Annotated in this window: 9 protein-coding genes and 2 pseudogenes; 4 read left to right on the top strand and 7 right to left on the bottom strand. The window is 55.8% G+C overall.

Annotated elements, in window-relative coordinates; genetic code table 11:
- The 7 genes and pseudogenes from H567_RS0120100 to H567_RS26240 form a co-directional block, all read right to left on the bottom strand.
- Window positions 1-316: pseudogene (locus H567_RS0120100) on the bottom strand (hypothetical protein); the annotation flags it as partial.
- Between the two features lie 93 nt (window positions 317-409).
- A complete protein-coding gene (locus H567_RS0120095; protein WP_028322766.1) occupies window positions 410-1657 on the bottom strand; it encodes a multiheme c-type cytochrome in 1248 nt (415 codons plus the stop codon).
- A gap of 62 nt (window positions 1658-1719) precedes the next feature.
- Entirely contained in the window at window positions 1720-2085 is a 366-nt protein-coding gene (locus H567_RS26245; protein WP_035255458.1) for a VOC family protein, read from the bottom strand.
- A gap of 231 nt (window positions 2086-2316) precedes the next feature.
- Window positions 2317-3897, bottom strand: a complete 1581-nt coding sequence (locus H567_RS0120085) for a benzoate-CoA ligase family protein (RefSeq protein ID WP_028322765.1) — start codon at window positions 3895-3897, stop codon at window positions 2317-2319.
- Window positions 3898-3983: 86 nt separating this feature from the next.
- Window positions 3984-5561, bottom strand: a complete 1578-nt coding sequence (locus H567_RS0120080) for a benzoate-CoA ligase family protein (RefSeq protein WP_028322764.1) — start codon at window positions 5559-5561, stop codon at window positions 3984-3986.
- A gap of 137 nt (window positions 5562-5698) precedes the next feature.
- Complete coding sequence (locus tag H567_RS0120075; RefSeq protein ID WP_028322763.1) at window positions 5699-5953, bottom strand: GlsB/YeaQ/YmgE family stress response membrane protein; 255 nt, start codon at window positions 5951-5953, stop codon at window positions 5699-5701.
- Between the two features lie 867 nt (window positions 5954-6820).
- Window positions 6821-7576 (bottom strand): hypothetical protein, encoded by a 756-nt coding sequence (locus H567_RS26240; protein ID WP_035255456.1) that lies wholly within the window; start codon window positions 7574-7576, stop codon window positions 6821-6823.
- Window positions 7577-8580: 1004 nt separating this feature from the next.
- Here H567_RS26240 and H567_RS0120055 point away from each other — a divergent pair.
- The 4 genes and pseudogenes from H567_RS0120055 to H567_RS26235 all read left to right on the top strand — a co-directional run.
- Window positions 8581-9579 (top strand): ARPP-1 family domain-containing protein, encoded by a 999-nt coding sequence (locus H567_RS0120055; protein ID WP_035255454.1) that lies wholly within the window; start codon window positions 8581-8583, stop codon window positions 9577-9579.
- A gap of 458 nt (window positions 9580-10037) precedes the next feature.
- Window positions 10038-11087 carry an FAD binding domain-containing protein gene (locus H567_RS0120050; protein WP_153306293.1) on the top strand — a complete coding sequence of 350 codons (1050 nt, stop codon included), beginning with the start codon at window positions 10038-10040 and terminating at the stop codon, window positions 11085-11087.
- 12 nt (window positions 11088-11099) lie between these two features.
- Window positions 11100-11591 (top strand): (2Fe-2S)-binding protein, encoded by a 492-nt coding sequence (locus H567_RS0120045; RefSeq protein WP_035255453.1) that lies wholly within the window; start codon window positions 11100-11102, stop codon window positions 11589-11591.
- A gap of 22 nt (window positions 11592-11613) precedes the next feature.
- A pseudogene (locus H567_RS26235) lies at window positions 11614-12017 on the top strand (xanthine dehydrogenase family protein molybdopterin-binding subunit); the annotation flags it as partial.

Here is a 12017-nt window from a genome sequence, read left to right as displayed (position 1 = left end):
CATACCATTCGGACATCCTGCGTTTGCTCATGGGGGCAATGGCGCGATTGATCACGGCATAAAGCATCAGTTCCCCGGTGGAAGGCCCCTGCCTCTTCCTTTTTGCAGGGACGACGTCGTCGACAATGCCGGCGAGGTCCAAAGGCTTGTCGATTTCAAGCAGGGCAAAAAGCGATCCGAACTCTTTGGAGGAAATCCGGCTGGGGAATCCGCTCTCTTTGGCCATAAAGACGGAGAGGATTTTGTCGGCAGAGCCGAGATACACCTGGTTGACAAAGGGGGCCGGGCGTGGGAGACGCAGCCGCCCGGGGGCCAATTCGAGGCCGCCCGGCAGCATTCGTCCAGGGAGGCTGTCGCTCCAGGAGCGACAGCCCTCATGGTCGAAGCATCGCCCGCCCCACCCTGGGCGTCAGGGTTGTTTTTCCTTGTGGCTGCGCATCGTTGCAGCCGCTTCCCGGATCTCCACCAGGTCCTTTTTCATCTTCGCATACCCGTACCAGGTGGAATAGTCGTAATTCAGGTGGAAGGCTCCCTGGAAGGTCTTCATGCGATGGTCCATGAACATCTCGTAGAGGAGCTGTTCCACCTTCGTATTGACGTCATAGAACGTCAGCAGGTCCGGATAGGCCGGAGCCCCCTCCTTCCGCGGAATGATTCCGTCTTCATAAAGGCCCGCAACGATCTCGATGGCCTCGGCGAAAAGCTTGTCGGCCTCCTTCACCATCTGGTCCGCGTTCTTCATGTTGTGGGAAACGAAGTTCGGGGTGTGGCACTGGTTGCAGACTTTGACATAGCGCTGCCGTTCGGCCTCGAACTCCTCCTTGCTCAACCGGGCCACCTTGCCGGCCTTGACGACCTCCAGCCGCGCCGTCGGATTGCCTTCGGGATCCAGCACCCCCAGCCCCTTCAGGATGGTCGCCCTGTAGCCCATCCACTCGGCGTCGTCCTCAGGCAGCCGGACCGCCAGGAAACCCCAGGCCGAGAAGACCCGGTGATCCCCGCCAGGCATGTGGCATGTCTGGCAGCGGGGCGCGCGATCCTTGTTCGCGGGATCGACCACCCGGTTGACGAGGTAGGTCACACCGTGCTTCGCCCCGGAATACATCTCCCACTGGGCGTGGTCGAAGCCCATGTGGCAGGTCTTGCAGGCTTCCGGTTCGGCCTTCTCGCGCTTGGAGAACGCTTGGCGGGTGTGGCAGTTCTGACAGTCCATCCCATAGGGATAGTACTTTCTCTTGTCGCTCTCCCGGACACTCTGGTCTTTCAAGCCCAGGGTATGGCACCCGCCGCATCCCTTCTGGCCCTCCACGAAGGCGGCGGGCTGCATGTGGGTGTACGGCATGGCCTCGAGCGCGATCAGCCCGAGCGCATGCTTCCCGGACAGGTACTGCTTGGCCTGCTCCTCGTGGCATGCCTGGCACGTCGCGATCGTGGGCAGCTGGACCTTGTCGACGTCCTGGTCGCTCTGATGGGCGGACCCGTGGCAGCTGGTGCAATCCATGGTCTCGGCCATCTTGCCCCGATTGAAATCCTGGACCTGCAGTGGCGAGATCTTGACGTGGCATTCCTCGCACTTGGAAGGCTTGGCCGCCGCCGGCCCGATGTTCCAAAAGACAAGCAGGACGGCCGCCAACGAGATCGGAATCAGCTTGCCCATGACCTTTTTCCTCCTTGATTGAAAGATTCGGGGTTCTTTCCCCGCCGGCACGGACAGAGGTCTCACCCTTCGCCGCCTGTCCCGGCCTGCCATATCTCCACCCGGTGCCCTTCGGGATCAACCAGATAGAACACCCGCGCATCCCAGGGATGGCGCCGAAGCGCCGTCGGTTTCAAGCCGGCCCTCTCGGCATATTCCCGGACGCCTTCGATGTCATCGACCTCCAAGGCGAGGGTGATGCCGAGCCCCCTCGAACTCTTCACGGACGACCGCCGTTCGTCTGCAACGCTGAGCCGCGCCCCCTGGGTCAACTCGAACTCCACGAACCAGTCGTTTGAAAAGCGGACGGGCAGATGCAGCCGGTCCCTGTAGAACCGCACCGTCTCCTCCCACTCCCGGCAATACAGAATCGTATTCGCACTCTTCATAAGCTTCTGGAGCGTCCGCTGCGAGCCCCTGGACTCAAGATGTCCGCCGCAGAGACAGGGCGCCATTTCGGTGATTTACGGACGGCCCTCTTCCGGCTTCCCGGCACGAGGAAACCTGGGCGAATGTCAGGATCCCTTTCCAACCTGGGTGTCGGCGTTGCGCCTCCCCTTGGTTTTGGCTTTCGGATTTTCAATGGACGTTGCCAGGCTGACGGCATGCAGCCTTGGCCCTCATTCCCTCAGGCTCGACCTTTGTATTTTTCCAGTAGGACCCTTGGGCAGTTGGTTCACAAACTCGATCCAGCGGGGATGGTTGTGCGGGGCCAACCTGTCTTCCGCCCAGCGTCTCATATCATCCGCGAGACCTGACGACGCTTCTGCCCCTTCGCGCAAGACGACGAACGCCTTGGGTTTGATCAGCCCCTTTTCATCCATGTACCCGACAACCGCAACTTCTCGGACATCGGCATGCCCTGCGATACAGCTTTCCACCTCGATCGGAGAAACCCAGGCATCCCCTACCTTCAACATGTCGTCGGCGCGCCCGGCGCACCAGAAGTACCCGTCGGCATCTTCGCGGTATTTGTCGCCCGTGTTGATCCATTCGCCCTGCATGGTGGCGAGTGTTTTTTCACGCCCCCGCCAATACTGCTGCGCAGCCGTCTGACCTTTGACCAGGAGCGTTCCGATCTCCCCCTTGGGCACCTCTTTTCCTCGATCATCGACCAATTTCAGTTCATAGCCCGGAACGGGCTTCCCTGAAGAGCCCGGCCGCACCTCCCCGGGGCGGTTGCAGATGAATATGTGGACAAGCTCGCTGGTCCCGATGCCGTCCAGGATCTCTATGCCGAAACGCTCCTTCCAACGGCGATAAATCTCAACCGGGAGTGCTTCGCCGGCCGAAACGCAGATGCGGACAGAGGAAAGTTCGTGCGCTGCATCGGCCTGGGAGCCGGCCCCCTTCTCCTTGTCCCGCTTTTCCAGATAATCAAGCAATTCGGCATAATGGGTAGGGATGTCGAAGAAGACCGTCGGGCGGAAGCGCTGGATGAGACGAAAGACATTTTCAGGCGTGGGGGTCTCGGAATTCAAGACAACGGAGGCGCCGACGCCGAATGGGAGATAACAGGAATTGCCGAGTCCATACGCATGAAAGAGCCTTGCCGCTGAAAGCACCGTATCCTTCTCGGTCAGTCCGATGACACCCTGGGCGAAGCCTTCGGTGGCGGCAACCATGTCGTAGTGGGAATGGATAGCCCCCTTTGGCAGCCCTGTGGACCCCGAGCTGTAAAGCCAGAACCCCACATCGTCTCTGGTGGTGTATTCCGTCGCGGCCTCGGCCGGCGCATGCCGGTACTTCTGCCTGAAAGGGATGTGGGCCCCTTCTGTCTCCGATATCACGACGAGGTCCCGGAGATAGGGTAGGTTGCCCTGGATATGGGTGACCACAGGAAGCAATTCCTCTGATATGACAAGGAGTTTGGCGCGGCTATCGTTGAGGAAATAGGCGTAATCCTCAGAGCCGAGCGTTGTGTTGACAGGGATAGGCACGGCCCCGATCTTGATCGCGCCCCAGAATGCCGCATAAAACTGAGGCACATCGAGCAGGAGTATAAGTACGCGGTCGTCCACCCTCAAGCCGCATTCACGGAGGGCATTGGCCGACTTGTTTGTCATTTTCTGAATGTCGTTATAGGTGTAATTGCGATGTTCCGTATACACAGCCACCTTGTGACCACGGCCCTGACGAACATTGCGATCGACAAAGTAGTCGGCGGCGTTGAAGAAATCCTGCGATGTCCCGTGAGCCATTGATGCCTCCTTTTCGAGAGCCTGTCTGACACCCATCGACTGACCAAAACCGGCGATGGCAGGCTTGTTTCCATCGCCCTATCCGACTACCTCAATTTATACCGCTGGATCTTGCCGGTGGCGCTCTTCGGCAGCACCTCCACGAACTCGACCCAGCGGGGATATTTGTACTTGGCGATCCTGTCGAGGACCCACTGCTTGATCTCCTTTTCAAGCTCTTCCGACGGATGATACCCTTCTCTCAGCACGACGAATGCCTTGGGTTTGACAAGGCCCTTCTCATCGGCCTTTCCCACAACGGCCACCTCCCCAACCCCGGGATGCTCGATGATGCAGTTTTCCACCTCCACCGGGGAAACCCATATGCCGCCGACCTTCAGCATGTCGTCGCCGCGGCCGGCGCACCAGAAGTAACCGTCGGGATCTTCATAATATTTGTCCCCCGTGTTGATCCACTCCCCCTGCATGGTGGAGAGCGTCTTCTGCCGTTTCCGCCAATACTGCTGAGCAGCGGTCCCGCCTTTGACCAGGAGGGTGCCGATCTCGCCCTTTTGGACCGCCTCTCCCCGATCGTCAACCAATTTCACCTCATATCCGGGCACAGGCTTCCCGCTGGACCCGGGCCGTACATCGCCCGGTCGATTGCAGATGAAGATGTGGAGAAGCTCGGTTGTCCCGATGCCATCGAGGATGTCGATGCCGAAACGCTTCTTCCACCGGTGATAGAGTTCAGGCGGGAGGGCTTCCCCGGCCGAAAAGCAGATACGGACCGAAGACAACTCGTGAGCGGCATTGGGGTCGGGTGTGGCGCCGGTCTCCCTGTCCCGCTTCTCCAGATATTCGAGCATCTGACCGTAGAGTGTCGGAACCCCGAAAAAGACCGTGGGACGGAACCGTTCGATATGGTGGAACACATTTTCAGGCTTGGGGGCTTCAGCATTCAATACAACGGAGGCCCCGACGCCAAAGGGCAGGTAGCAAGAATTGCCCAGGCCGTAGGCGAAAAAGAGGCGGGCCGCGGAGAAGAGGATGTCATTCTCTGTCAAGCCGAGCACACGCTTGCCAAAGCCCTCCGTGGCCGTAACCATATCGTACTGGGAATGAATGGCGCCTTTGGGTGCGCCTGTGGAACCCGAGCTGTAGAGCCAGAAGCCGATATCGTCCTTGGTGGTGGATTCCGTCTTGGCCGTTGCAGGGGCATGACGGTACATCTGCTTGAAGGGGATGTGGGCGCCTTTGGTGTCCGATAGGATGATCAGGTCCCTGAGATACCGGAGGTCGCCCTCGATCTGGGATATGGAGGGGAACATCTGCTCTGAAATGACGAGGACCTTTGCCCTGCTGTCGTTGAGATAGTATTCATAATCCTCAGGAGAGAGCATGGTGTTGATGGGGATAGGAACGGCCCCGATCCGGATGGCCCCCCAAAAGATGGCATAGAACTGCGGAACATCGAGCATCAGGATCAGGATGCGATCGTCGACCATCACCCCGAGTTCACGGAACGCGTTGGCTGACTTGTTCGTCATTTTCTGTATGTCGTTGTACGTGTAGTTCCGATGCTCCGTATAGACAGCCACCTTATGGCCCAGGCCCCGACGGATATTCCGGTCGAGAAAGTAGTCCGTGGCGTTGAAGAATTCATGCGTCTTCACTTGAGTCATGGGCGCCCCCTTTTCAGATAAGGTCTGTCTGATTGCTGCCTGCCCCGATAATCTCAGGCCTATCACAGTGCCATAAGCGAGCATCCTTGAAGAGATTGAGGATCGAGCTGATCCTAGACCTATCCTTCAAGGAATATTCAAGATTTCCTTTTAATTCGGCGGTAGATGAACAACAGCAGGAAAGCCCCGGCCGCAGCCGTGATGATGCTGCCGATACTCAGGCCGCCTGTCGTGCCCAGCCCCAGAAAGGAGCCGATCCAGCCGCCTACGAACGCCCCGGCAATGCCCAGTAGAATGGTGACGATGATTCCCCCGCCGTCTCTGCCCGGCATGACCCATTTGGCAAGGGCGCCTGCGATCAAACCCAATATGATCCACGCTAAGATGCCCATCTGTCTTTTTCCCTATTTTTCAGCATAGTCGAATCGTTGGCGTTTCGAAACAAGGCTGGCCTCCTTGGATGCCGCCCTCCTTATCCTTCCACATCTTTTCCTTCATGTTCACATTCTTCAAGCTTTTTCAACGCTTCACTCTCATGCTCTTTTCTCTTTTTTAACGCTTCCCTCTCTCATATTCGCAGTTTTCAGATCAGAGAAAGATCTCGCGTTGATCCGCGATAAAATAAGCAGACACCAGGAACACACCCGAACTGCGATTTCCCGGGGGCTCTGTGAGCATTGGGACTGGAGGCAGCCGAACGGGCAGCTCGAAGGGGTGGTTTCGCGTGCGTTTCTGCTCGCACATAAGGAAACGACTCCTCTCCGGGCAGCGTTTGGATCCCACCAGGAGAATCACTCTGAGCGGTTGATTTGATCCGCCGATCTATGGCAACAATCCAGCCCAAATATGGACATTGAAAAAGGTGACAATTGCATTCCCTCGGTCAGGCTTGCCGCCTTCGCAAAACCAATTTTCCCGTGCTGGTAGAGGCAGTGCAGACTACCTTCCATGGACAGGGCACGGGGGCTCTCCTGGCTCGGTCAGCCTGCCGATTGATCCAGGCCCCTGGCCCTGCATGGGGCGAAGCATGTTTTAGTCGGATAAACTTTAATTATTTATTTATAAGCTAAAATAATCCAACGCAGCCACTCTAAAACCATATGTGCAGCCCTCTCACATGTCAATACAAAAGCCATTTCTGAGACGACTGTCAAAAGAGCTTCCAGAGCAAAAGCGTTGCCGCTTCTCATAAAGCGATATCCCTGCACGCGACCATCCGATTTCCATTGTCTCAGACACACTCCTTGCTGCGACCTTTATTAGTTTTTAGAATCAGGCCCTTTCCGACCTCTCCGCTCTTGCCGCTGCCCATCCGTATTTCTCTCCTGACCCTGTTGTTGATATCTACGCACATCGGATTCTTTACGTTGCGGCCCTTTGAATTGTTCCTCGCCGGACTTCCGCCGATATTCTTGCCGATTCATTTCACGGCGCTGAGGCTGCCTCTGCTGCACTTTCCATTGTTCATGTTTTCGTACCTCGGGTTTCCTCCGATATTCATATTCCCGCTTGTGCCTCACCTCCTGCCTCATTTGCGCAGGAAGAGGTTGGTACTTTTCGACCTCCCATTTCCTTTCTTTTTCCCAGTAGCGATGGGCGTTCCAATAACTCCAGTTCTGCTCAAGCTGATGGTGAGGAATCCGCCGATAGTTCCATCGGTGCCCCTTCCAATGACGGCCTTTGTAGAACTTTCTCCAATCTGGATCAATATCGTAATAAAAATCAGGGATGTATCGATAATAAGCCCAACCTCTGTCGAAATGGCGCGAGCGGTACCAGCGCCCTTCCCATAAACGCCACCACCAGCCGCGGCTGAAGAAGATCTCCACCTCCAGATCGGGAACCACATAGACGTCATATAGATACGAATCCGGTATGACGATGACTTCTATCGGCCCTGCATACACAATCACCGGGGGCAAAGGGATCCCGATCCTCACATTCACATCCGCCGCTAAGGCAGGGGCCGATACGGCCAAGGCAAGGAGCATTCCTACGCATAGAACATACTTCATGGTGTCGCCTCCTTCTTTTCAGATTACGGCTCAGACCCGTTCATCCCTCAGGCGCTGCATGGACAAATCCCTGGCAAAGCCTCCATCCCTCATCTGTTTCCACACGGATTCGGTTTTCAGCCGCAAATTAGTCTACCTTCATTTGTAGGGAGAAAATGTGGATGAATTGTGCAATATGCATGGGCAAAGGAGGGAAACCCCTATCGCACAGGGAACAAAATGAGGCGCTTCCATGGGACCATCCTTCTGAGCTGAAACCCAACCTCGGTTCCGGGTAGGTGGTCAAAGGGCAGCCGAAAAAGAGGCTGGCGAACCTTCCAAAAGACGTGGGGACGCGCGGAAAACTGGGGCTTCGTCGTCCTCCGGCTCGATGAACTGTTGGCTAGTGCCGATGAGCCATCCTACATTGAGACTGTGAACGCCCTCGAACAAATCGGAAAATGGAGCAATGCAGCTGTTGCTTACAGAACCGCTCTCCCGCGTTGGACGACGAGTTTCAGTGCAAACATGGGGTTGGGCAATAGCTACTCATGGTGCCAACGGATTTTTTTCCATCTCTTTGCGGCGCGCTTCTTCGGCTGCAGCGCCTGGAGGATGCCTTCGTCTCGTTGGCGACGCCAACAGGTCAGATCGAAGAGTAAAGCCCTTCACGGCGAAGCAGGGAGGCCACTTCTCCGGCTTCAGAGCACCGGTCGACCTATGCGAGGATCCGCGGCTTGTATTTGGCCGTAAAATTGCGCCGGCGTTTTTTTCCAATAAGCTCCGGGCCGGCTTCCTCAAGCTCTGGGTTTCTTCTTGGTGGGATTTGGGATATTTTTTCCATTGTGACCGTATATGACAAACCCATCATTTATCATGACGCCATCTCACAGAGAATGCTGAGCGGCTGAGCATTCACAAAAGGTCATTTTTTCGCTTTCTTTGGTCCCTGCGGGTTCCGCCCGCCCCCTAGCTCCGGGAGATGGCACCGGGATGAGCAACATCTTGAAAGGAGGACACGAATTATGGACAAAATCATTGGAGATTTTCTCGATCAACTCGACGTCGGCAGGAAACAGACCTACAAGAACCTGGCCCTTTACCCGCTCCTCTCCCCGTACAGCGCGGGCTTGGAATACCTCTTGCTGGATGAGGCACTGAGCGAAAGCCTGATCGAGGTGGTCGAGGTGAGCGAGGGCGGGTCGGTCCCGGAACTGAAGGTCGTGAACAAATCCGACATGCTGGTCCTCATTCTGGACGGCGAGGAACTGGTCGGCGCCAAACAAAACCGGATCGTCAACACCACCATCCTGGTGGATCGAAACAGCACCCTTGTGATCCCGGTGAGTTGTGTGGAGCATGGGAGGTGGTCCTATAACGCACCGGGGTTTCACACCCAGAACCGGATGATGTCGTCCAATCTCCGGGCCAGAAAGGCCGAGCAGGTGTCCTATTCAATCCGGTCCACCGGCGAATTCCGGTCAGACCAGGGAGCGATCTGGGACGGCATCGCCGAAAAGGCGGCGAGAAGGGATGTCTATTCCCCATCCGGCGCGATGGCCGCGATCTACGAGAAGGACAGGCCCTCCATCGATGAATATATCAAAGAGTTCCGGTTGATCGACTCACAGGTGGGAGCCGTTTTCATGATCAACGGAAAGGTTGCCGGAATGGATGCCTTTGGGAGGCCCGATACCTTTTCGAAGGTCTTCAAAAAGCTTCTGGAAAGCTATGCACTGGATGCCATCGATTGGTACAAGCCTGATGAAACGTCCAACGCCGTCAAGAGCGAGGTGACCAAGTTCAGAAAAGCCGCCACCTCTGCCTTCACCGAAGCCCATCCCGCCGTTGGTCTGGGCACTGACTACAGGCTTGAATCCACTCACGTGACGGGGTTCATCCTGGCTTTGGAGGATCAGATCCTCCATCTGTCAGTGTTTACAAGGGGAAATGGGAATAACAAGCAAAGGGATAGGTCCAGGATGGAGCGGTTTACGCAGAGGCGAAGAAATCGTACGTATTAACAGGTGGTTGTGGATATCCATACGTCCTTTTGATCCGGAAGCTGGCAAAGCGACACAGAGGGATGGAGAAAAAATGCCATGTTCTGTGCTCCGGAATGCTGGGGCGACAGGATCACCCACAGGGCCCCATTTTTCAGCCATGGGCCTTGTCGGTGCAATTTGGGTTGGCTTCTTCATGGCTCAAAACCTTACCCGCCCTACACTGAATTTTCAAAGGGGGCGTGTCTCACACACATTGAGACAAAATAATGTTTCATTTTAAGAGGCATTAGTGCCTCTTTTTAGGAGACATTTGATCTTAAGAAAATTAAACAGTGAAATAACATTATAACACTATTTCAATATGTTGCCCTTTTATTATTTAGCGGCATGCTATTTGCTTAGCTAAGAATTGTCGATGCTACAAACGTTTGTTTGTGGCGGTAGCCCTCCGCGATTCATTTTGGTGGAGGGGCCGTTTGAAAGAAATTCCGCCTTTGTGCTGTAAACTTTTTTACGGAGGGATGGATATGTACCTTCCCAGATTTGCATACGAAAGGCCAACCACGCTTCGGGATGCTTCGACCCTTTTAAGGGAAAATGCTTTCAAAAACGCCTTGCTTGGGGGGGGAACGGATCTATTACCCCGCATGAAGTACGGGTTGGCTGAGCCAGAGCGATTGATAAGCCTAAAGGGTCTGGAGGTCGCCCCTCCAAAAATCCTTTCCGAAGGAGAGCTAAGACTAAGTGGTGCCCTGACGCTGGCGGCTTTGGCGTCCTCCCCCGAAGTGGCTCAAAAAGCGCCGCTTCTCGCTAAGGCCGCCAGCAAGGTTGCCACCAAGGAAATCAGGAATGTTGCTACATTGGCGGGAAACCTCTGCCAGGACACGAGATGTTTGTATTTCAACCAGAGCCATACATTTCAGTTTGTAGAGCCGTGCTTCAAACGGGGAGGAGATTTCTGCTATTTCGTACCGAAGGGGAAAAAGTGCTGGGCTGTGTATATGTCGGATACCGCACCTGCCCTTATCTGCCTTGGTGCGAAGATTGAAGTCACCGGCAGCAAAGGCGCTACGATTATTGATCTTGAGAATCTTTACAGTGGCGATCCCAAACATCCTTTAAATATTAAACACGATGATATTGTTTCTGCCATCATTGTGCCTCGATCGCGAGGCAGCCAGGGCTGCGGCTTTTCAAAGTTGACAATGCGGGAGGGAATCGAATTCGCTGCGCTTAGCGTGGCTGTCCTTTTGGAGACCACTGATGATTTAAAGACTTGCAGTCGGGCGCGAATTACCCTTGGATCGGTATCTTCCGCTCCTGTACGCGGACTCAAAGGCGAATCTCTCCTTGAGGGCGAGAGCATCTCGAAACCTTTATTGAAAGACGTAGTTCGCGAAATATGTAAAGAAGTGAACGTAATCCCACACCATGGTTATTCGAGATCTTACATTGCTGGAATGCTGAAGATCGAAGCCCTGAATGCCCTGACCCGCGCAGTGAATCAGCTTACCGGCGGTCGATAACAGGAGTGCCTCATGAGAACGAAGCCATCGAAACGATTATTGGAAGTGACGATCAACGGAGAGACCTATGAGCTTGCCGTTGAGCCCCAGGAGACGCTGTCGGAAGTCCTGCGCAACCGGATCGGTTTGACGGGGGTCAAGGAAGGCTGCGGAACGGGCGAGTGCGGTTCCTGCACGGTGCTGGTGGAGGGGGAGCCGGTTCTGGGTTGCCTTCTGCTGGCGGTTGAATGCGAGAACAAGCGGGTCGAAACGATAGAAGGACAGGCCGAGGGCGGTGTTCTGACCCCTGTCCAGCAGGCCTTCCTCGAAAAGGGCGCCGTCCAGTGCGGGTTTTGCACCCCGGGCATGGTCCTGGCTTCGACGGCCTTGCTCAAACGGAACCCCCGGCCGAATGAGGAAGAGATTCAGGAGGCCTTGGAAGGACACCTGTGCCGTTGCACGGGCTACAACAAGATCATGGAGGCCGTGCTGCACGCGGCTTCTTCGACGGCCGACAAGCGCTGAGCCATCCCAAGGAGCAATGATCATGGGCGATCTGGAATATGTGGGAAAACGGATTCTAAGGAAGGACGGTCCTGAAAAAGTGACCGGGCAGGCCGTTTACACGGTGGATCTCCAGCTGAAGAACATGCTGGTGGGAAGGATCTTGAGGAGCCCTCACGCCCACGCGCGCATCGTTCGTATCGACACGACGCGTGCACGGCAGGTTCCCGGGGTCAAGGCGGTCATCACCGGCAAGGACACCCTGGGCATCAAGCATGGTTTCGTGGAGACCCCGAGGTATCCTGCGGATCAGTATCCTCTGGCCATGGACAAGGTGAGGTTCATCGGGGAGGAAGTAGCGGCGGTGGCTGCCACGGACGTCTATGCGGCGGACGAGGCCCTGCGGCTGATCGAGGTGGAATATGAGCCTCTTCCGGCTGTTTTTGA

This window comes from Desulfatiglans anilini DSM 4660, assembly GCF_000422285.1.
Classification (GTDB): Bacteria; Desulfobacterota; DSM-4660; order Desulfatiglandales; family Desulfatiglandaceae; genus Desulfatiglans; species Desulfatiglans anilini.
This window is presented reverse-complemented; position numbering and strand designations above follow the sequence as displayed.

What these genes read in the sequence shown, in the direction of transcription:
- H567_RS0120075 (WP_028322763.1), bottom strand. Translation starts at nt 5,953, where the DNA reads ATGGGCATCTTAGCGTGGATCATATTGGGTTTGATCGCAGGCGCCCTT.
- H567_RS0120095 (WP_028322766.1), bottom strand. Translation starts at nt 1,657, where the DNA reads ATGGGCAAGCTGATTCCGATCTCGTTGGCGGCCGTCCTGCTTGTCTTT.
- H567_RS0120085 (WP_028322765.1), bottom strand. Translation starts at nt 3,897, where the DNA reads ATGGCTCACGGGACATCGCAGGATTTCTTCAACGCCGCCGACTACTTT.
- H567_RS0120045 (WP_035255453.1), top strand. Translation starts at nt 11,100, where the DNA reads ATGAGAACGAAGCCATCGAAACGATTATTGGAAGTGACGATCAACGGA.
- H567_RS0120055 (WP_035255454.1), top strand. Translation starts at nt 8,581, where the DNA reads ATGGACAAAATCATTGGAGATTTTCTCGATCAACTCGACGTCGGCAGG.
- H567_RS0120080 (WP_028322764.1), bottom strand. Translation starts at nt 5,561, where the DNA reads ATGACTCAAGTGAAGACGCATGAATTCTTCAACGCCACGGACTACTTT.
- H567_RS26245 (WP_035255458.1), bottom strand. Translation starts at nt 2,085, where the DNA reads ATGAAGAGTGCGAATACGATTCTGTATTGCCGGGAGTGGGAGGAGACG.
- H567_RS26240 (WP_035255456.1), bottom strand. Translation starts at nt 7,576, where the DNA reads ATGAAGTATGTTCTATGCGTAGGAATGCTCCTTGCCTTGGCCGTATCG.